General features: G+C 69.6%; 17 protein-coding genes. 9 read left to right on the forward strand and 8 right to left on the reverse strand.

Annotated elements, in window-relative coordinates:
* Positions 1–498: 498 nt before the first annotated feature.
* On the forward strand, positions 499–1,602 hold the full coding sequence (locus RCR19_RS01605; RefSeq protein WP_331263370.1) for a ferritin-like protein: 1,104 nt from the start codon (positions 499–501) through the stop codon (positions 1,600–1,602).
* A 97-nt stretch (positions 1,603–1,699) separates the two neighbouring features.
* Here RCR19_RS01605 and RCR19_RS01610 read toward each other — a convergent pair whose 3' ends face one another.
* Positions 1,700–2,767 (reverse strand): membrane dipeptidase, encoded by a 1,068-nt coding sequence (locus RCR19_RS01610; protein WP_331263371.1) that lies wholly within the window; start codon positions 2,765–2,767, stop codon positions 1,700–1,702.
* A complete protein-coding gene (locus RCR19_RS01615; protein ID WP_331263372.1) occupies positions 2,764–4,089 on the reverse strand; it encodes an amidohydrolase family protein in 1,326 nt (441 codons plus the stop codon). The genes RCR19_RS01610 and RCR19_RS01615 overlap by 4 nt, the downstream gene beginning before the upstream one ends.
* Positions 4,090–4,229: 140 nt before the next feature.
* Between RCR19_RS01615 and RCR19_RS01620 the strand changes: the two genes are divergently transcribed.
* From RCR19_RS01620 to RCR19_RS01640, 5 genes are all read left to right on the forward strand, one after another.
* Positions 4,230–4,994, forward strand: coding sequence for an IclR family transcriptional regulator (locus RCR19_RS01620; protein WP_331263373.1), 765 nt, complete (start codon positions 4,230–4,232; stop codon positions 4,992–4,994).
* Complete coding sequence (locus tag RCR19_RS01625) at positions 4,991–5,932, forward strand: ornithine cyclodeaminase family protein (RefSeq protein ID WP_331263374.1); 942 nt, start codon at positions 4,991–4,993, stop codon at positions 5,930–5,932. The genes RCR19_RS01620 and RCR19_RS01625 overlap by 4 nt, the downstream gene beginning before the upstream one ends.
* A gap of 381 nt (positions 5,933–6,313) precedes the next feature.
* Positions 6,314–6,718, forward strand: a complete 405-nt coding sequence (locus tag RCR19_RS01630; protein WP_331263375.1) for a hypothetical protein — start codon at positions 6,314–6,316, stop codon at positions 6,716–6,718.
* A gap of 445 nt (positions 6,719–7,163) precedes the next feature.
* Positions 7,164–7,757 (forward strand): helix-turn-helix domain-containing protein, encoded by a 594-nt coding sequence (locus RCR19_RS01635; protein WP_331263376.1) that lies wholly within the window; start codon positions 7,164–7,166, stop codon positions 7,755–7,757.
* A 33-nt stretch (positions 7,758–7,790) separates the two neighbouring features.
* On the forward strand, positions 7,791–9,068 hold the full coding sequence (locus RCR19_RS01640) for an MFS transporter (protein ID WP_331263377.1): 1,278 nt from the start codon (positions 7,791–7,793) through the stop codon (positions 9,066–9,068).
* A 223-nt stretch (positions 9,069–9,291) separates the two neighbouring features.
* Here RCR19_RS01640 and RCR19_RS01645 read toward each other — a convergent pair whose 3' ends face one another.
* Both RCR19_RS01645 and RCR19_RS01650 read right to left on the reverse strand, forming a co-directional pair.
* Entirely contained in the window at positions 9,292–10,206 is a 915-nt protein-coding gene (locus RCR19_RS01645; RefSeq protein WP_331263378.1) for a GNAT family N-acetyltransferase, read from the reverse strand.
* A gap of 164 nt (positions 10,207–10,370) precedes the next feature.
* The gene (locus RCR19_RS01650; protein WP_331263379.1) at positions 10,371–11,276 is read right to left on the reverse strand and encodes a helix-turn-helix transcriptional regulator; all 906 of its coding nucleotides are present in this window, start codon (positions 11,274–11,276) and stop codon (positions 10,371–10,373) included.
* A gap of 221 nt (positions 11,277–11,497) precedes the next feature.
* Between RCR19_RS01650 and RCR19_RS01655 the strand changes: the two genes are divergently transcribed.
* Entirely contained in the window at positions 11,498–11,932 is a 435-nt protein-coding gene (locus RCR19_RS01655) for a nuclear transport factor 2 family protein (protein ID WP_331263380.1), read from the forward strand.
* Between the two features lie 222 nt (positions 11,933–12,154).
* Here RCR19_RS01655 and RCR19_RS01660 read toward each other — a convergent pair whose 3' ends face one another.
* Positions 12,155–13,588, reverse strand: a complete 1,434-nt coding sequence (locus RCR19_RS01660) for an aldehyde dehydrogenase family protein (RefSeq protein ID WP_331263381.1) — start codon at positions 13,586–13,588, stop codon at positions 12,155–12,157.
* 312 nt (positions 13,589–13,900) lie between these two features.
* On the reverse strand, positions 13,901–16,438 hold the full coding sequence (locus tag RCR19_RS01665; RefSeq protein ID WP_331263382.1) for a CehA/McbA family metallohydrolase: 2,538 nt from the start codon (positions 16,436–16,438) through the stop codon (positions 13,901–13,903).
* A 620-nt stretch (positions 16,439–17,058) separates the two neighbouring features.
* Between RCR19_RS01665 and RCR19_RS01670 the strand changes: the two genes are divergently transcribed.
* Both RCR19_RS01670 and RCR19_RS01675 read left to right on the forward strand, forming a co-directional pair.
* Complete coding sequence (locus RCR19_RS01670) at positions 17,059–18,225, forward strand: alanine--tRNA ligase-related protein (protein ID WP_331263383.1); 1,167 nt, start codon at positions 17,059–17,061, stop codon at positions 18,223–18,225.
* Between the two features lie 257 nt (positions 18,226–18,482).
* A complete protein-coding gene (locus tag RCR19_RS01675) occupies positions 18,483–19,211 on the forward strand; it encodes an MgtC/SapB family protein (RefSeq protein ID WP_331269312.1) in 729 nt (242 codons plus the stop codon).
* Between the two features lie 205 nt (positions 19,212–19,416).
* On the opposite strand, the gene RCR19_RS01680 is transcribed toward RCR19_RS01675, so the two are convergent.
* Together RCR19_RS01680 and RCR19_RS01685 are read right to left on the reverse strand one after the other, a co-directional pair.
* Positions 19,417–20,478, reverse strand: coding sequence for a sensor histidine kinase (locus RCR19_RS01680; protein ID WP_331263384.1), 1,062 nt, complete (start codon positions 20,476–20,478; stop codon positions 19,417–19,419).
* Positions 20,475–21,149: a response regulator transcription factor gene (locus tag RCR19_RS01685; protein WP_331263385.1), complete on the reverse strand. Its 675-nt coding sequence runs from the start codon at positions 21,147–21,149 to the stop codon at positions 20,475–20,477. The genes RCR19_RS01680 and RCR19_RS01685 overlap by 4 nt, the downstream gene beginning before the upstream one ends.

Raw genomic sequence — 21,149 nt, forward strand, 5'->3', positions numbered from 1 at the left:
CGCCCCACAGCGACCGTGGCCGAGTCCGGAACATTCACCACCCGCGTACGTCGCGCATGACTGGGCGCACACCCCTCATGCCACACCGTCCCCGGGCCGTGCGGAGCACGCCTCGGCCTCTGCGCCAGGGCACCCGCCCGTGCCGTCACCCGCACACGTCACCCGATCAGCCGCCGCCCCGACGACGATCGTCCGAGGACCGGCAGCCGGCCCCGAGAGCGACCCGTACAACCGGTGTGCGTCCCTGCTCAGCACCGGGGACAACGGGTCGCCGATGCGTCCCGACACAAAAGGTCCCCTCGATTGCCGGAGGTCGACCGACAGGATGGTAGATGCGCCACGCGTATCGGGCGCCGTCGAAACTGCGGAGATGGCTGATAGCTTCACCGGCTGTCGGAGGCTCCCGGAAGCGTGACTCCCAGGTAGAGCCGTCCCTTATCCGCGGAGGCTGTGATGACGGTAGGCAAGGATGATCCGGACAGGGAGACTTCTGCACCGTTGGGACGCAGGAGCTTCCTGGCTTCGGCCGCCGTGGCAGCCGCCGCACCCGTCTCGGTGCCCGAACCCGCCCTTGCCGCCCAATCGTCGACAGGCGAGCACATCGCGGCAACCGGCCACGGTGCCGTGGCACGCCTGCTCGCCGTTCCGGAAGCCGGGCGCGGAGTCGGCTGGCTCAGAAAGGCGCTTCAGGTCGCTGTGGCGCTCGAGCTTGCCACCATCCCCCCGTACCTGTGCGGCTGGTGGTCCGTCAAGGACCGCCGCAGCGAGGCCGCGCGGCTGATCCGCCGCATCATCGGTGACGAGATGTACCACCTGGGCGTGGTCTGCAACCTGCTCGTCGCCGTGGGCGGCCGGCCACGGATCAAAAGGGCCGCACCCACGTACCCCGGGCCCCTGCCGGGCGGTGTGCGTGCCGGGGTGAACGTGTACTTGTCCGGCCTCACCAAGCCCTTCGTCCACGACGTGATGATGGCGATCGAGGCCCCCGAAGCACCCCTCGCCCGCAGCGCGGACGGTTCCCCCACGATCGGCGCCTTCTACGACGACCTGCTGAAGGCCTTCCACAGCACGGCTCCGGAGCTCACCACGCAGGGGCAACTGTCCGCGCACGTCACCACCGATGTGCTCAAGCCGGTCAAGACCCTCGATGATGTCGAACGCTCCATTGGGATCGTCAGAGAGCAGGGCGAGGGCACCACGAGCTCCCCGGCCGTGGCCTTCGGCGACGACCATCCCGCGCACTACTACGCCTTCGCCGAGATCTACCACGGCAGGCGACTGCGCAAGGACCGCGGCAGCTGGCAGTTCACCGGCGCCCCCGTGCCCTTCCCCGCCACCCGCCCCATGGGTCGAGTCCCAGCAGGTGGCTGGCAACGTCCACCGGCTCCCGTGCGTCGGCGCCTGATCGAGTTCAACACCGCCTACACCGCCGTGCTGGACACCCTCGACATGGCCTGGGACAGCGACGGCCCCGGCAGCCTGGATGTGGCCGTCCGCGCCATGCGCCGGATGGAGACTCCCGCGCTGGAACTGATGGAGATCCCGATCCCCGACACGGACCAGACCTATGGCCCCTCGTTCCGGCCGCCCCTGAACTCGTGAGCCGTCCACTCCTGGGCACCGTGTTCGTCGACGGCGTGAGCGGAGATCCGCGTGGCGCGGATGGCCAACCCGGCCCCGGCGAGGGCCGATCCGGCCGTCAAGCCGCCCAGACCCGCTCCGCGTAGTCGACGAAGTTGCGGCCCATGATCTTCTCGATACGGCCGGCGGAGTAACCGCGTTGTTCCAGCAGTCGGATCAGTTCGCGGAACTGGTCCACACCGCGGAGATCCACCACGAAGGGGAGGGTGTCCGCTCGTTCGCCCGCCGCCGAGACACCGGCCTCCTGGCGCTGCGCGACATGTTCGGCCAGTCGGGCCCGGTAGGCCTCGAGGTCGTCGATGGCCGTGACGGGTCCGTCGGTGCCGATGCCCACATGGTCCTCGCCGCACACGTCCACCGCGTGCACGATGTGCTCGACGACATCGGCTGCGCGGGCGTGGCCGGTGGGGTTGAGGAAGGGCATGAAATAGATGCCGACGAAGCCACCTCGTGAGGCCACGAGCCGCAGCTCCTCATCCGATTTGTTGCGGGGCAGGTCGGTCAGTGCACGGCAGCCCGTGTGGTTGATCGATACGGGCACACGGGAGTGCACGACAGCATCCAGGCAGGTCTGCTCACCGCTGTGGGAAAGGTCGACCATGAGGTGATGGTCGTTGAGGGCATCGATCACCTCCCGTCCGAACGAGCTCAGTCGTGTGGTGGCCGGAGCTGCCGAGCCTCCGCCGAGGCGGTTGGCCTGGTTGTAGGTCAACTGCACCACGCGGACGCCTCGTTGAGCGAAGGTGGCGATGCGGCCCACGTCGTCGCCGACGGCCACCGCGTTCTGGAATCCGTAGACGACGCCGATCCGGCCGTCGCGCCGCGCCGTGCGGATGTCGGCGACGGTGGTGACCTTCAGCAGGTCGTTGGTGTGGCGTGTGACGATGGCGTCCCAGACGTCGATCTCGTGCAGAGTGTGTTCATAAGGGGGGAGATCGCCCATCACATAGCCCAGGGTGATGTTGACGGCGGTCAGTCCTGAGGCCCGGGCGTCGGCCAGTGTGCGCGCGTCGATGCTGAACTGTTCGCTGGTGGGGTTCAGATCTGCGGCCGCCTCCATCGACTGCGGGGCGTTGGGGTTGTCGAGTTGGCCGAGCGCGTTGATGATCATCGGGGTGCCGGTCAACGGTTCTCCCGGGGGCGTTCGGCGGTGTAGGCGCTCCGCGGGAAGCGGCGGCCTCGCTTGACGGTCTGGGTGATCGTGCGAAGGTGGTCGATGTCGGCCAGCGGGTCCTGGGCGAAGACCACGAAGTCGGCCAGTTTGCCCGGCTCGACGGTGCCCGTGAGGTGGTCCACACCCGCGCTGCGGGTGCCGACGAGTGTCGCGGAGCGCAGTACGTCCAGGGTCGGAATGCCGCAGCGGCGGACCAGGAAGGCGAGTTCCTCGTACAGGGCGGGGAAGGGGTCGTCGGGGTCGGTCTCGTAGTCGGTGCCGGTGGCGAGTTCCACGCCCGCCCGGTGCGCCTGGGCGGTGAGGGCGATCGCCAACTCGGTGTTGCGGCGGGCTCGTTCGATCGCCGCGGGGTCGTCGCCCGCAAGTGCGTCGGCGGCCCACATTCCTGCGGTCGCGTCAAGGACGGTGCCCTGCGACCGCATCCGGGCGAAGAGCGCGTCGAGTCGTGGATCCCGGCCGGTGACGAGGGCTGCGTGCTCGACGGCGGGTTTGTTCTTGTAACTGGTCAGCGGGCCGGTGGACGATTCGTGCGCCAGCAGGGTCACATGCGAGACGGTGTCCACGCCTGCCTCGACGACCTGGCCGGGGGTGGCGGGGAAGACGGTCGCGTGCGCCCATACCGCGATGCCCTGTCGGTGTGCCTCCGCAGTGACGGCGGCGACGAGCGCGGCGTCGAGGTCCGCATAGATCTTGATGGCCGAGGCGTACGTGCCGCGTGCCAGGGCCACCGCCAGGGGCAGGTCGGTCGCGTCGGTGATGGCCTGCATCCAGGGCACCTGTCCGGCGGTGGCACCCTGTGTCACCTGGTGGGTTCGCACGTCGTCGAAGAAGCTCGGGCCGGCCATCAGCGCCGCGTAGTGGATGTCGGGGCCGGCGATCTCACCCACGCGTGTGGCGCGCGCGAGGTCACCGACGTGCCGGAGGTCGTCGGCCATGTCCCGCACACCCGTGACGCCGCCGTACACAAGACGGCGCAGGACGGCCTCGGCGACCGGGCGATCGGGCGGGGTGGCGAGGTGCTGATGCGCGTCGATGAGGCCGGGCGTTGCGAAGTGACCGCTGAGGTCGACCACTTCGGCGCCGTCGGCGAGGGCGGCCACGACGTCGGATTCGTCGGCGACGGACCGGATCACCGAGCCGTCCACGACGATCGTCATATGGGGACGGGGGGCACTGCCCGTCCCGTCGAACAGGGTGAGGCCGCGGTAGACCACCAGTTCTCCGGTCTCGGGCGGCGCGAACGCCGTTGCCGCCCCGGCACTTTCGTATGTCACGGTCACCACGCTCTCGAACTGTTACGCTCTACGTAACACACATCTCGCCAGACGAAACGAGCGGTACTCTACCTCCGAACCGCGGCTGAGGACACGCCCCCGTCGGCACGGTTCACCGAAGACGTCCGGGAAGGGTTTTGATGCCGCAAGCACAGCGAACGGCCGTGGACAAGGCGCTGGACCTCATCGAGGCCGTGGCCGCAGCTCCTCTGCCTCCCCGACTGACCGACCTCGCCGAGGAGGTCGGACTGCACAGGGCCACCGCCTACCGGATCCTGGTGGACCTGGTCCGTCGCGGCTGGCTCCTGCGAGCCGACGACCGCTATCTGCCGGGCACGGCCGTCCTGCGCCTGTCGGCCCGGGCGGCACACAATTCGCTGACCGTTCTGGCCCGTCCGGTGCTGGAGGACCTGTCCGCGCGTACCGGCATGATGGTCAATCTCCAGGTCCTCGACAGCGACGGTTCCCGGGTGGTGGACGTGGTCCGGCCGGATCGCCTGGCGATGATCAGCACCCTCCGCGACGAGACCCTGCCCGTGCACCGCTTCGCCGGACCGCTCGCCCTGGTGGCGGCCCTCGCTCCCCAAGCACGTGGCCCCTACCTCGACGTGGCCCGGAAGGCGGGACACCCCCTGGACGGAGCGGCGGGGCTGCTCGCCGAGATCGAGCAGGCCGAATCCACCGGGTTCGCCGTCGAACACGGCCGCAACGAACAGTTCGTGGCCTCCGTGAGCCGGGCCGTCGTCCCCCTTCCCGGCGCGCCCGTCTGCGCCGTCACCGTGGTCGGGCCGGACGCCGAGATCGACGCGGAGCGGATGGGACGGCTGCAGGAGGAACTCGCCGTCGCCGTCGACACCCTCGGCAAGCAGTTGAGCGGCCCGAGCGCACAGGCCGACGCACGATGAACGACATCCTCGTCCTGGACGGGGCCGCCACCGCGGCCGCGCTCGCGCCCCACCGCCTCATGTCCGCCGTGGCCGACGCGCTCGTCGCCGTCGCCCGGGACCACGTTTCCGCACCGCCGCGGATCGCGGCGTTCGCGCCCGGCGGGCTGCTCGGCGCCATGCCCGGGTACGTGCCGGGGCTGGGCCTCGCCGCGAAACTCGTGTCGGTGTTCGCGGACCCCGATCGCCCCGGCCGCAGCACCCATCGAGGCATCGTGGCCCTCTTCGACTCCGAGGACGGCCGCCCGCTGGCCGTCATGGACGCCGAACCCATCACGGCCTGGCGCACCGCGGCCGCCGCCACGCACAGCGCCCTGGCCCTGGCCCGGCCGGGCCCCGCCGTGGTCGTCGGCACAGGTGCTCAGGCCCGGGCCCAGGTCTCCCTCCTCGCCTCGCTCCGGCCGGCCGAGCCCGTGACCGTCGCAGGCCGTGACCATGCTGCAGCCCGCGCCACGGCGGCCCACCATCCCGCGGGCCGTGCCGTCGACAGCATCGAGGCGGCAGTACGCGAGGCGACCACCGTGTACTGCTGCACCGGAGCGACCCGCCCGGTCCTCCGTCGCCACTGGCTCGCCCCGGGCACCCATGTGAGCTCGGTCGGCGGCTCCCACGGACCCGAACTGGACCCCGAGACGGTACGCGACGCCGCGCTCTTCACGGAGTGGCCGGGGGCCGCCACAACACCGCCGCCCTCCGGCGCCCACGAGCTGCAAGGACTGCCGGCGGACCGCGCCGTCACCCTACTGGGATCCGTACTGAGCGGGGACGCCCCCGGGCGCCGCTCCCCCGACGAGCTCACCGTCTTCAAGTCCACCGGCCACGCCGCCCTGGACGTGGCTGCGGCGTACGTCGTGCACCGCACCGTGACCGGCGGCTTCACGGAGGACCCACTTCCGTAGCCGTGTCGGGCCGCTGAACGCTTCCGCGCGCTTGGCGGCCTCAGCTCGGAGCTGCTGCTGGAGCGCCGAAGCCGCCGATGGCCGACCGCCGCGAACCTCCCTCTGGTGTTCACCAGTCGGACCGCCCACACGACCAACCTGGCCGGCAATCACTGAATCAGGCGCTCCGATGCGAGGCGGGGAGCAACCCTGGAGAGACACCCCGCCGAGCGGCCGCTCGAAGAGGCTGCGGTCGAAGGCCCTGACTTGCTCCATCTCGGCGCGGTCTTCGGATTCGATGAGAAGACCGCGATGCTTCGCAGGCTCCGCACAGGCGTTGCTGAAGCAGGCCACTGGACAAACCCCGGGAGTCGACAGTGAGCTTCTGGCAATCTGCTTGTCGTGTCCGCACGAAATCGAAGACTGCCCCGGCACCGTGCCTGGCCCCTGACCACCACCGACATCAACGAGTGCCTTGGGCCCTACATCGGCCGCGTCACGGACCTGCGGTTCCTCACGGGACATGACGGCGGGACCATCGTCCTGGGCGCGGCATGGGTTGCTGCCGACCCCCGCAACCACGGCCGCGGCATCCACCCGGACATGGTCGGCTTCCGCATCGACGTCCACCCGGTCGATGCCACTGATCGTGCGGCAACCCGCACTGTTCTACGAGCGCATGCCCTCCCGCAACTCCGCGAATGGATCGCGCGGGCGGCCACTGCCAACGAGACCTGGCGGTCGACCGACCACCAACGCCACTGGCGGCTGACCGACGGCCACCTCATGCACAGCGACGAAGCGTGAGCCCGGGTCGGGACGACACGCACACCCCGCATGAGCTAGGTCACGCAGTCGGTTTCACAACCAACCCGGGGGCGCACCGGGAAATCGCCCATCACCTGCGGCATAGTCGATCTCCGGCCTGCGGCAACTCCTCGGGGTTGTGGGCGAAGTGATCCCGATGTCTGCGACGGCCGCGAGGGACCAAAGCTCCGCTCAGCGGCTTCCCGCCGGTGAGACGTTGACCGTCGCACAGCCGGAGGAGGACGCGTTCGTCGACTCGGCCGACCACGCCAACACCCGCCGCTTGTAAGGCATCGGCGTCGGCAAAAACGCCAACGCCCCGTCAGCAGCCGCCGACCCGAGCCGGGCCGGCTGCCTCCCCCTGCGCATGGAGCCAAGCTCTTTTCGGCCATGCAACTCTGAAGCGATTATTGCGAAGTTTCCGCTTCATACCTACGGTTGATGCATGCGACCGAAGCACGAGCCCGAGCAGATCACCGACCTGTCACGGTTGAGGGCGTTCATGAACCCACTACGGATGCAGCTCTACCGGCTCCTGTACGCCTCGGGCGGCGCGACCGCCTCGCAGCTCGCCGAGCATGTCGACGAGACGCCGTCGCTGGTCAGTTACCACCTGCGCAAGCTGTCCGAGCACGGCTTCGTGACCCAGGTGAACGGCCGGAGCACCGACGGCCGCGAGCGGTGGTGGGAGGTGGCATCCGAGGAAGGCTGGGGATTTCGCGACTCGGACTTCACCGACACCCCGGAAGGCGCCTCCGCCGTCGGCGCGGTGACCCGAGGGATCTTCGACACCCGCGTCGCCCAGTACCGCACGTATCTCGACCAGAAGTCCGCCTGGGGGAAGGCATGGAATGACGCGGCCTTCAGCTCAGAGTGGCTCCTCGACCTCACTGCGGCCGAACTGGGCGAGATGAGCGACGAATTCGAGGCGCTGGCGCGGCGCTGGCGGGAGCGCGGCAAGGCCGCCAGGACGTCCGGCGACGCCGAGGACCGCGAGCACGTGTCCGTGCACCTATACGGCTTCCCCTTCCGGCCCTGACCCGGCCGTATCCCCGACTCGCTGGAGCCTGCCATGCCCACCGCGGAGACAGCCCTGCCCGAACGCATTGCCAAACCGGCTCACCGAGACGGCAACGTGCTGCGTTGGCTCGCCGCGTACACCGCCTCCCTCGTCGGCGACAGCGTGTACTTCGTAGCCCTGGGCTGGTCCGCCCAGAAGGCCGCCGGCCCTGCCGAGGTCGGCTTCGTCATGGCCGCAGGGGCGCTGCCCCGCGCATTACTCATGCTCGGCGGAGGCGTGGTGGCCGACCGGTTCGACCCCCGAAGAGTGATTCTCGGCAGTGACGCGGTGCGCTGTCTCCTGATCCTGACGGTCGCCGCAGCCATCGCGGTGACAGCACCGGCCCTGTGGATCCTGGTCTCGGTGGCCCTCGTATTCGGTGCCGTGGACGCACTCTTCGTACCCGCCGTCGGGGCCCTTCCACCGCGCATCACCAGCCCCGACCAGCTGGCCCGGGTCACTGGCCTGCGCTCGCTGTCGATGCGCCTCGGCCAGATCGCGGGCCCGCCGATCGGTGGTCTGGCCATGGGACTCGGTGGGCCTTCGGCCGCCTTCACTGTCGCCGGGCTGCTCTTCGCCCTGTCCCTGCCGCTCCTGCTGACGACACGGATACGATCCCTTGAGGGGCAAGACGCGATGCACCAGCCGGGGCCTCCCGGCACGGCGGGCAAGGACCTGCTCGACGGCCTGCGCTACATCCGCCGCCATCGCCTCATCGGCCCGCTCGTCGTCGTCGGCGCCATCTGCGAACTGGGCCTCACCGGAACCTTCAACGTCGGCATGGTGCTCCTCAACGCCGAACGCGGCTGGGGCCCCTCCGGCTATGGCTGGATAATCAGCAGCTTCAGCGCAGGAGCGGCCGCCAGCGCCGCGCTGCTCGCCATCGTCGGTTGGCTCCCTCGTGCCGGACTGATGCTGGCCGGGACGTTGCTCGTGGGCTGCGCGGGCGCGGCGACCATAGCGCTGGTGCCTGTGCTTTGGCTCGCCGCGGTACTGGCCGCGGTCATCGGGCTCAACGCAGGTGTCTTCGGCAGTCTGGACAACACCCTCATCCAGACCACGGCGGACCCGACCTACCTCGGCCGTGTCACCTCCGTCGTCATGCTCACCATCGTCGGTCTCGCCCCCCTCAGCTACCCGCTGGTCGGCGCTGCCATCGGGGCCTGGGGCGCCGCCCCGGTGTTCGTCGGCTGCGGCATCTTCGCCGGCCTTGGTGTGGTCATCGCCCTCTCCTCCGACGCGGTGCGGCACGCCGAACTGGCCCGGCAGCGGCCACGCGTGACCACCTGAGCGTCCGAACCGCATTGCGGGCCCGGCTCCCGGTCGGACCGGCGAGCCAGGCCACGATGCGATCGATGGTTCAACGGTGCCGCCCGCACAAGGTCCTCGCGGAACTCTCCGGGACAAGGCTCCGGCCACAGCGACATCCCTCCCACCCGCCCTATGGGGCAGGCCAGTTCAGGATGTCACCGGACCGTGCAGCAGACCCTTCACCGTGCGGTGATGAGTTGCGTCAGGCCGCGGAACGGGGAAGCCCAATGAAACGGCTTTCCTGTATGACCTCGTAGCCAGCGCTCGTGTACAAGCTCATTGCCACCTCGTTGCCACCCCACACCGTGAACATCAGCGCCGAATCGCCGGCTGCGAGCGTTGCCTGCTCACCGGCCGCCATCGCGGCCCGCCCGTACCCCTTGCCCCGGTGCTCCTCCTGGATGTACAGCGAGTAACCGTAGGTGACTCCCGGGAGGTACCCGTGCTTCAACCAGCCGGTGCCGATCCGCTCACCCGCCACCTCGAGCACCAGGAACGAATTGTCGGGCGTCGCCAAGCCCTCGGGAATCAGCTTCGCGAAGTCGCTGTCGGACTTGCGCACGGCCTCTTCGGGGCTCAGGGCTCCCGCCCGGACGATGTCGCCGACGTAGGCAACCTTCTCGGAGGCGAACCACTCGGGGTATTCGGCCTGTGTCATCGGTCGTGCGATGACGCCATCGAGGGGTTCCGGAGGCGAACTGATGCGCCGCGCCCTGAGCTGTCCGCGAACGCAGTAGGCGTCGAACAGCTCGCCGACGGGTCCTGTGAGCCGTATGTCCAGCCGGCGTGCACCGCGCTCCGCGCACCATCCCTCGGCCCAGTCCCGGGCTGCTCGCTCGTGCCCCCGGCCGGTGTGGAGCGTATCAACGCAGAGGTCGCCGATACGGCCCGCGAGCGTGCCGTTGTCGTCGGCCACAACCACGGCGACATATCCCACCCGGGTCCCGGCGTCCGCAATCTCGGCCACGGTCCAGTCGCCGATGCCGGCACGTACATCTTCGAGCATGTGCTCCACCGCGGCCGCACCGAGCCCGACCGCCGAGTACGAGGCGCGTAGCCGCCGCTCGAAGTCCTTCTGCCATTCGGTGTTCTCACCAAGGATGCTGAACTCTGTCACCTGATCACACTAGCCACATTGTCAGGGACGCCGTCCGCCCCCCTGAGGTCGCGTCAGCGCCTCCGGTACTACCCGTTGGAACGGCTCCCACAACTCGTCCGGAACCAGCCGCTCGGCCCACCCCTTGAACAACGGGCTGCGTTGCCGCCTCTCCGGCGCTGCCGTCAGGGCTTTCGGGACGACGGTGTGCTCGGTGGTGTGGAGTCCGCGTCCTGTTCGGGTTCGGTCGACGCGCTCCAGCTGGCCAGCAGCTTCAGGCTTTCCTCCGCGGCGGTCCCGGAGGGTGCGCTGTAGACGACCACGCTCAGGCCGCTCTCGTCCGGCAGACTCATGGTCTCCTGATCGAGTTCCAGGTCGCCGACGAGTGGATGGTTGAGGCGTTTTGTGCTCTCGCGGAAGACGTGCACGTCCTGGGATCCCCACATCAGGCGGAAGGCGTCACTGCGAGTGGAGAGTTCACCGATCAGGTTCGTCAGTTCCCGGTCGTAGGGGCTTCTCCCCGCCTCGATACGCAGCGCGCCCACGGCGAAGCGGGCCATGCGCTCCCAGTCGACGTAGAACCGCCTGGCCGCAGGGCTGAAGAACGCGAACCTTGCGACGTTCCCCCCACACGTTGAGTCGGCGTACATCTCCGAGTACAGGGCCCGGCCCAGCGAGTTGGCAGCCAGCGTGTCGAGTCGGTTGTTCATCACGTATGCCGGCAGCTGCGGCATTCCCTCGACGATGCGCATCACGCTCGGCCGAACCGTCGGCCGCACCTGCTGCCGGCTGGTTCGGCCGTGAGGCGCCGGTCCGGCAGCGCGGGCGAGGTCGTACAGGTACATGCGCTCGGTGTCGTCGAGTCGCAGGGCGTGAGCGAGAGCGTCCAGCACGCCGTCCGAGACACCCTTGAGGTTGCCGCGCTCCAGGCGTGTGTAGTACTCGACGCTGACCCCGGCGAGCGTGGCGACCTCGGCCCTGCGCAGGCCGGGCACCCGTCGCTGGCCGTAGGTCGGCAGGCCGGCCTGCTCAGGGGTGATCCTGTCGCGTCGGGAGCGGAGGAATGCGCTGACTGCGTCCCGGTTGTCCATGAGGACCAGATTAGGCAGGCCGGGCGAGGGGTGGGGGTCCCTGTCAGTACCTCTCACGGCAAGGACTCCCCCGTCCCGGCCGCCTGCCGTTGCATGGTGCGTGCCCCGATCCCTCGGGGCCCGACCGGTGGAAGGGGAGTGTGTTTCCCGGCCGGCCGAACTTTCCCGTACCGGGTCCGCGAGTGGGCTCGGGTAACGACAAGGCTGAAGGAGCGCACAAGATGAACGACCGGATCCGGACGACGGCGCAGAGTCCCGCAGATGTCGTGCGCGAGTTGTATGCGGCGCTGCGCAAGGGTGACGTGCCGGGAGTCCTGGCCAGGCTCGCGCCCGAGGTGATCGTCGACGAGCCGAACCGGCTCCCCTACGGCGGCGTGCACCAGGGGCGTGACGTGTTTGTGGAATCGGTCCTGGGCGCGATGATGGGCTACGCCGACGTCGCCATCACCGAGGCCGAGGTCTTCGAGGGCCCGGCGGGCGTCGTCGGAATGCTCACCGGTACCCTCACCGCCCGCTCCACGGGTGAGGAGTACCCGCTGACCATGGTCGAGGTCCACCAGGTCGAGGGCGGTGCCGTGCACAAGATCGACGTCTACACGAAGAACCCTGACGAACTCGCCGCGTTCTATGCACGGGCCGAGGCGGGCACCCGCTGAGGACAACCATTCGATTCCGGCCGGGTCGCCCGCTTCGTGGCGCGGGCGACCCGGCCGACTCGCGTCCGGGGCCGGGCCTTGCGGGCGAATGCTCGCCGACCTCGGCCGGGCCTCTTGGGACCGTGTCGACGGCGCGGTCCCCCACTCCGGGGCTCGACACCCTCTACGCCCATCGCCCGGAAGGCGTAGGTTACGCCGCTCCGAACTCGTGGTGGTGCAGCATCAGCGGGTGATCGCCTTGGTCTCGAGGAACTCCTCGATTCCGGCGCGACCCATCTCCCGGCCGTTTCCGGACTGCTTGTAACCACCGAACGGCGCTTGGAAGTTGTGTTGTCCACCGTTGACGTCGACCTGGCCGACGCGAAGGCGCCGCGCGATCGCCATGGCGTGTTCCTCGTCGCCGGTGATGGCCGCGTTGAGGCCGTAGACGGTGCCGTTGGCGATCTCGACCGCATGATCGTCGTCGGTGTAGGGGATCACGACCAGGACGGGACCGAAGATCTCCTCCTGGGCGATGACGGAGTCGGGGTCGACGTCGGAGAAGATCGTGGGCCTGACGTAGGCGCCGGTCTCGAAGCCGTCCGGGCGGCCGGGACCGCCGACCACCAGCGTGGCGCCGTCGGCGATACCGCGCTCGATGTAACCGTCCACGCGTCGGCGCTGGGTCTCCGATGCGACCGGGCCGATGCACGTCGCCTCGTCCGCGGGGTCGCCCACGGTGTACTCACCGGCGGCCGCGCGCAGCTTCTCGACCACCGTCTGCTGCAGGTCCTCGGGCACGAGCAGACGGACGTAGGCGCCGCAGGCCTGACCGCTGTTGGCCCAGGCGTAGGCGAGCCCGCGCGTGACCGCGAAGTCGAGGTCGGCGTCGGGCAGGACGATATGGGCAGCCTTGCCGCCGAGTTCGAGCGCGACCCGCTTGACGGTGTCGGAGGCGGCGACCGAGACGGCCTTGCCGGCGCGGGTGGAACCGGTGAAGGAGATCATGTCGATCTTCGGATGCCGGGCGATGGCCTCGCCGACAACAGGACCTGTGCCTTGCACGACGTTGAACACACCGTTCGGCAGACCGGCCTCGGTGGCGATCTCCGCGAACGTGCGGGCGCTCAGGGGGGAGAGCTCCGACGGCTTGAGGACGACGGTGTTGCCGGCCAGCATCGCGGGGACGACCTTGGTCACCAGTTGCTGAAGTGGGAAGTTCCACGGGGTAATGGCCCCCACGACGCCGATCGGCTCATGGATGACGAGCGAGTTCTCGATCACCTCCGTCCATTCGAACCCTTCCGCCGCTGTGATCGCCGCCAAGGTCGACGCGACCGGGAACCCGGCCTGCGCCTGTCGCGAGAAGGTGATCGGTGCGCCCATCTCCGCAGTGATCGTTTCGGCGAGTTCCTCGGAGTGCTTCTGCATCCCCTCGGCCAGGCGCCGTATGACGGCGATGCGGTCCTTCGGCGACGTGGACGACCATCCGGGGAAGGCGGCGAGCGCGGCGTCCACGGCCCGGTTCACGTCTTCGGCCGTGCCCTCGTGCACCGAGGCGATCACCGAGTCGTGGGCCGGGTTCACAACATCGATCAGCGGCCCGGAGCCCTGGACGGCACGGCCGTCGATCCAGTGGGACGGGGCGGGAAAGGGAACGTCATGGGTTTCGTTCATGGTGCCAAGAAAACCTCGGCCGCCCTGCCGCATCCATGTTCGGCCATGCCCATGATCTGCGTCACTGTGCCGCCACGCCCCTCGGCACCGACCGGCCGGACCGGTCCACCCGCGGCCCGGCCACCCGGCCACCCGGCCACCCGGCCACCCGGCCACCCGGCCACCCGGCCACCCGGCCACCCGGCCACCCGGCCACCCGGCCACCCGCGGATGATCGACATGCCCCGGTCGTCACGGGTCAGGCGCGATGCTTGATCCATCGGACGGCCCGGCTCTCGGCGAGCCGGGCCGTCCCGTCCGCGCGCCGACGGATCAGACCAGCTCGACCCTGAAGATCTGCTGGGTCTGGTCCCGCTGCGTACGCGTCGCGCCACGGTCGCTGGTGAAGACCACGACGCCCCGGTGCAGGGCGGGCCAGGTGTTGTTGCCCTGGTGGCTCACCTGGGAGGCGCCGGACCAGCCCTTGTCGGTGTCGAGGGTGGCGGTGAAGACCTTCCACCGCCAGTCCGTCGAGCGGGAGTCGTACCAGACGGCCCGTATCGTGCCGTCGGGGTCCACCCCGAGCCTGGGCCGCTGGCTCATCGCGTCGGCGTTCAGGGCGACCTGCTCGAACGCCGTCCATGTCGATCCGCCGTCGGTGGAGCGGGCCGACCGGAGCTGGAGGTTGGTGCCGGAGCTCTGCAACGCACCGCTCTCCCAGATCGCGACGAACGTGCCGTGCTCGTCCACGGTGAGGCCGGGATGCCGGTCCGAGCGGTCGCCGACCTTGCTGACCTGGACCGGGTTGCTCCAGCTGTGGCCCGGTGCCTTGCGGACCGACGCCAGAATCTGCCAGTTGTCGGGGTCGGTACCGCCACTTGCCGGCTGTCCGGCGGGCGGGGTGTGGCCGGTCCACAGCGGGTCCGGGTCGTAGCGGTCGTCCTGCCAGCTGACCACCGCTCGCCTGCCGTCGTGGACGGCGATGACCGGGAACAGCGAGGCGGGGTAGCGCGGGGAGCGCGCGTCGGTGGGCACACCCGGGCTGGTCGCCTTGCCCGCCGCGGAGATGTTCACGGCGGCCTTGTCGACACCGAGGATCTGCGCGTACACGTCGAAGGCGCCCTCGCCGTTGTCCGACCAGGCGACGAGCGGGTGCTTGCCGTCGATCAACGCCAGCGCCGGGTTGATCGCACGCCCCTTGCTCCTGCTGATCTTCTGCGGGGACCTGAAGGAGCCGCCGCCGTCGGTGCTGTGCGCCAGCAGGATCACGGGGCGGTGCGGCTGCTCCTTGCCCTGCTCGTCCTGCCAGACCACCCACACGTCGGCGGAGGTGGCGACGACGCGCGGGAATCGCGCGGTGGCCGAACGTCCGGACAGGGTGATGGACTTGGTGATCCGGCCCTTGCTGTCGAGCCGGCGGTAGACCACCTTGCTCGCGTGGTCCTCGTGCATCTCCGCCACGACGTGCGTGATGTCGCCGGCGACCGCGACATCGGAGAATCCGGTGAACGTGCCCTGGTCTCCCATGACGAGTCCGGCCCGGTCGCCGGTGGTGTCGGCGGCCGGAAGCGCGATCTCGGGCCGGGGCGCGGCCGGGGCGCCCACGGAGACGAAGATCGGCGAGGTGGCACCGCGCAGCTGGTCGGGCAGGTTCGGGTCGGCTTCGGACCCGGCGGCACTGCCGGGTGACCGGGCCTCGACCCGGAACCAGCCGTGTTCCGTGCCCTTGAGTACGAGCGGCAACTCGTAGGCCTCGTTGGCCCGCTGCGGACGGAACGTCGCGATCGGGCCCGCCGAACGGCCGGGCGCCCCGTAGACGTGGACAGTGGTGCCCTTGCCGCCCCCGACCTTCACCCGCAGCATGGCCTTCTTGGGCAACTTGCGGTCGGTCACCACGACTTCGTCGCCGCCGATCGCCTCGAACACGCCGTCACCGTCGACGTCCGCCTCGATCGTGAGGAACGGCCCTGCGGTGTTCTGCGCGACCGTGGTGCGGCCGCTGCGGAACCCGTCGAGGATGCCCAGGACCGACCGATGTGCCGCAAAGACGTGGGTGGTCGGCATCCCGGGGGAGTCGATGTCCCAGAGCTCGCGGAAGTGGCAGTCGCTCGCCGCCGCCACACCGAAGCGGAAACCCGCGTTCCAGCGGTTCTCCGCGTAGTCGACCTCCGCGTCCGGGTCGCTGGCGACGTTGAGTACCTCGGCCAGATCCGCGCCCTGAACGCTGGCGTTGTCGTTCGGACCCGCGGCCGGCGTGTACTCGCCGTCGTCGGGGTGGGCCTGTGACCACACCGCCCCCTGCGCGTGGGCGTCCCACAGCGACTGCTGTACATGGCGGAAAGCCGCGGAGCCGGGCGGGTTGGAGCCGTCCACGATGACGTCCACGTTGCCCAGCACAATGGCGTGGGGTGAGCCGTTCGCCTCCTCACCCGGGAGCAGCAGCAGTTTGGAGGACTTCCACTGGGGATCCCAGACCTGGTCGTAGGTCCGGTGGTCGGTCAGCGGCATGAAGTCGAGGCCAGCCTTCTCGCCCTGCGCGATCTGGTCCCCGACGGGAAGGTTGCCCGGGAGGGTCTGGTGGGACGTCTGCCGTGGGCCGCTGCCGTCCGAGGAGTGGTCGTCGTGGACGTGGGTGTCGCCCGCGAGCCACTTGCCCTTGGGTGCTTTCGCCCGGTGGTTGCCGGCGCTCGAGGCGGGCGGCTTCGCCTTGCCGGCCGGCTCGGGGGTCGATCCGGTGGCCGCGCCCGCGGTGCCTGCGCCGGTGCCGACCGCCGCGACCGCGGCGCCCGCCACGGCCACGAACTTCCGGCGGGTCAGGTCTGCGGCCTCCGCCCTGCGGTTCGGGTCGTTGGGCTCCCTTGATGTTTCCATCTCGTTCTGCGCCTTTCGTTCACCGCTCCCGTGCGAAACGGTGTCAAGTCGCCGAGACGCTAGGAAGCCTCGTCTTCCACGACATGAACCGCCCACAAATCATTCGCGGTGATCACACGAAATAATGCGGAGCGTGAACGGTGATCCGATATGCGGCTGGACCGGTAACACCCCCGTTCATCTGCGCAGACGAGGCGCCCGCCCTTCCGGCGGCTCATCCCCGGTCCCCTGCGCCGGTCGTGGGCGGGCGTCACATGAACCGGGTCCTCGTTCGGCCCGTTCCGGTGCGGAGCGCCGAGGAACCTGGTCTCGCGACAGCCGTGCACGACCGCAGCGCGGTACGTTGCCGCCGGCACCGTATGTACGGGCGGGGCGGGATATTCGTGTGCCTCGACCGGCACTGCGCGTTACCCTTGGCGCCATGAACGTCACAGGCCACGGCATCACCGCCACCGCGCGAGCGGCCAGCTCGCCGGTTGCCGCCGCCTGACCTCTCCCTTTCCCATCGGCGACCGGAAACGGCCCGTCGGTGGTTCCGTGGCGTTCTGATGACCCTGCCCCGGTGTGACGACCACGCGGTTCCGTTGTCCGGTGCCTCCGACGCCAAGGAGTCACCCCTGATGAACACCGAGCAGATCATCCACACCTTCGTCGAGTACTTCGAGGAGCGCGGCCACCGCCGCATCACCGGCTCGACGCTGCTGCCACCTCCCGAGGACTCGGTGCTGTTCACCACCTCCGGGATGCATCCGCTCACCCCCTTTCTCGAGGGCCGCCCCCACCCACTGGGCAGTCGGCTGGTCAATGTGCAGCGCTGTCTGCGGACGACGGACCTGGAGGAGGTGGGGGATCCCACCCATCTGACGGTCTTCGAGATGCTCGGCACCTGGTCCCTGGGCGACTACGGCGGCCCGCAGAGCCTCGACTGGGGGTACGGACTGCTCACGGAAGGGCTCGGTGTCGACCCGAGCCTGCTGCACGCCACCGTCTTCGGCGGCGACGACCGGATCGGACCGGACACCGATTCCCTGCGGCTCTGGCAGGACCTCGGTGTGCCCGTGGAGCTCACCGTGGACGACAACTGGTGGTCCAACGGACCCGTAGGCCCATGCGGGCCCGACTCGGAGGTCTTCCTGTGGAGCGGCGACACCCCGCCCTGTTCGACACCGACGCGTGACGACCGCTGGGTCGAGGTGTGGAACCATGTCATGATGCGCCACAGGCGACTGGAGGACGGCCTACTTGTGCCCCTCCCCCGGCCCAACATCGACACCGGGCTCGGACTGGAGCGCCTCGCCTCGCTGCTGCAGGGAAAGTCGTCCGTGTTCGAGTGTGACGTCTTCGACCCGTGGCGCCGGCTCGTGCCGGCCCTGTGGCGCCTGGACGAACGCTCGCTCCGTCTGGTCCAGGACCATCTGCGGTCGGCCGTCGTGGTGGTCGGTGACGGGGTACGTCCGGCCAACACCGGACGGGGCTATGTGCTGCGCCGCCTGATGCGACGAGTACTCACCGTGCTGTGGCGGGACGATCCGTCGCGCCGTCTGGGAGACCTGCCGGACGAGTTGGTCACGCACACCCTGGACCACTTCCGGCAGGACGTGGAACCAGGCGATGTGCGTCGTCAACTGCTCGAGGAGGAACGCCGGTTCACCCGGCTCCTGGAGCGTGGGCGCAGAGTACTGGCCCGGTCCCGGTTCCAAGGCCCGTTGAAGGACGAGGACTTCGAGTATCTCCACGACACCCATGGTCTGCCACGCGATCTGGTGATGATCCTGCGAGAGGAATGAACGCGGTGGTCCGGTCTCCGGCTCACCCGCCGGGTCGGGCCGCGCCGATGGGGCACCGCCTGATGCTGCGGAACCCGACGGGAGGACTGGCCGGCACCGCCGACCATGGCGGTGCCGCCGCCCGCCGGCTCCGCATGGGCTCCACCTCCCGAGGAGGGTGCACCGGCACCGGGGTCCGGTCGGAAACAGCGCAGGACGACCGCCTCATCGGCATGGTCGCCGCCACGCGGGTAGGAGTGACCGGGCGGGAGGTGCGTATGACCGGGTGGTCGGCCCCTTTGTGGGACGTGGACAACGGGCAGGGGCTGCGGCAGGTGGCAGAGCTCGGGCTCGCGCTGCTGCTGTCGAGTCTGATCGGCTGGGAGCGGGCGGCGCAGCAGAAGAGCGCGGGCCTGCGCACCCACACCCTGGTCGGCATCGCGAGCGCACTGATGATGGAGGTCTCCCAGCACGGCTTCACCAATGTCCTGGGGCTGGACAATGTCGCCTTCGACCCTTCCCGGGTGGCGGCGCAGATCGTCTCCGGGATCGGCTTCATCGGGGGCGGCCTGATCTTCGTACGCAGGGACGCCGTCCGGGGGCTCACGACCGCTGCGACGATCTGGCTCACCTGCGCGGTCGGCATGGCCTGCGGCGGTGGGCTTCCCGTCCTCGCCATCGCCGTCACCGCCGTGCACTTCCTCGTCGTGCGCGGCTATCCGCGCCTCTTCGCCCGCATCATCCCCGCCACCACAGCCACCACGATCGAAGCCCGTCTCACCTACCTCACCGGCCGAGCGCTGCTGCCACAGCTGATGGAGACCTGCACCCGGCGAGGCTTGCGCATTCTGCAGGTCAGGGCCGAGCGGCTCCCCGGGCGCAGCGACTCCGCGGCCCGCGTCATGCTGGAGCTCGAAGGGACCACCGACACCAGTCGATTGGCGTCGGCGCTGTTCCATCATGAAGGTGTCCTCGACGTCGAAATGGTCACCACCGACGAAGAGTGAACGGCTGACGGCGACGCCCAACCGCCGCTCCTTCCGTGCCGCGCGAACGGATCGGCCGGAGAGGCGGCCGACTCCCCCGGACCTGGGGCGGACGGCTGCGGCAAAGGCACGGATCCAAGGGCGACAGTCGACAGTGGGACGGCCAAGTGCAAATCCCACTCGGGCGCGTCCGGCAGGACGGCGGATCCCGTGAACCGGCGTCGCCTCAGGGCTCGGTCCGACAGTTCCTCCTGCCGGCCACCGGAACCTGCAAGGTGACCGTGGTACCCGCCCCCGAGACGCTGCGGAACTTGAGCTGAGCGTCGATGAGGTCGGCGCGCTCGTGCATGGCGGAGAGGCCTACACCCTGCAGTGCGGGGGCGGGTGAGGTCGCCGCGCGCAGAGCAGGGCGCCGCCCGGAGTTCGGGGACTGCGCCATGCCGCACCCGTTGTCGGCCACGGTGAGTGTCACCGAGCCGGTGCCGCTCCTCATGCCGACGGTGATCCGGGAGGGGTCGCCGTGCTTCACCGCGTTGGTCAACGCCTCCTGCACGATCCGGTAGGCGTGTGCCTGCGCCGTCGGGCACAGCTGGTCGCCGACGCACCCGTCCTCCCAGGGCATCTGGAAGTCGACGCGGACGCGGAAGGTCTCCGCGGTCCGCCGGCACAGTGCCTGCAGGGCCGGGCCGAGTCCCAACTCGTCCAGCACGGCCGGTCGCAGATCCACGATCAGGTGCCGCAGTGAGGTGATCTGGTTGCCCACCAGACCACGGGCCTGCTCGATGGCACTGCGCATGGCCTCCGAGCGGCCGTCGGTGGCAGCGGCGGACAGCACCACCTGGACTGCACCCAGTTCCTGAAGGGTCTCGTCGTGAAGCTCGCGGGCCCAGCGTCGGCGCTCCCGCTCTTCACCGTCATGACGTGCTCGGAGCCGTTCGCGTTGCAGCAGCCGCCTGCGCTGTGTCGTATTGCGCCTCGTGGAGGCGGCATACACCACCAGCAGCAAGGGGAGCACATGCAGCCCGTTGAGCAGGGGTTGCATGGTGATGCGCACCAGGCACGCCACGGCCACGAGCAGTGCCAGGGCCGCCGCCACCGCCAGGAGGATGCGTCCTCCCGAGCTGTTCAGCGGCGCTGCCACAACGTAAAACGCCGCGCTCACCAGCGACAGGACGAGTTCCGGAAGCAGGGGCCCGTCGGTGATCTCCAGGGCGATCGCGGATACGAGCAGACAAGTGCCCGCCGCCTCGAAGACGAGGCCCGGGCGGGTCGGCTGCTTTCCGGTCATGCCACCAGTCCACGCTCCCGGGCCGCAGCAATCAATTCGGCCCGGGTTTCCTTACCGAGCTTGTCCCGGATACGGGCGCGGAAGTTCTCCACGGTCCGTACGGACACATACAGGCGCTGAGCGATCTCCTGGTTGGTGTGCCCCAGCGCCAGCAGGGACAGGACCTCCGCCTCGCGTTCGGTCAGCGGTTCGGGCTCGGCGGCCCGCTGCGGTCCGGCCCCTTCGACGGCCAGCCGGGCACCGAGAGCGGGCTGCACATATGTGGACCCGCCTGCGACATGACGGGCGGCGGCGAGCAGTTCCTCCGCGGCCGCCTCCTTGAGCAGATATCCCGAGGCGCCGCTGCGCAGCGCCGCCCGGGCGAACGCGGGGTCCTCCTGCATGGTCAGCACCAGGATCCGCGTGCCGGGGGACGCCGTGAGCAACTCGGGGATCACCGGCAGGCTCGACCGACCGGCCAGTGTCAGGTCCAGGACGAGAACCCCGGGACGGTACTCACGCACCATGTCGAAGGTCTCCGGGACCGAGGAGCTCTCTGCGACGACCTCCAGCGCCGGATCCTGGGACAGCAGCAGCCGCATCCCCGCCCTGACCACCAGATGATCGTCCGCGAGCACAACGGTGGTCTTGGGGGAGATCGACCGCTCGACGTCGGGAGACTGCACGTCCAT

Source organism: Streptomyces sp. WAC07094, assembly GCF_036320405.1.
Taxonomy (GTDB): Bacteria; Actinomycetota; Actinomycetes; order Streptomycetales; family Streptomycetaceae; genus Streptomyces; species Streptomyces lannensis.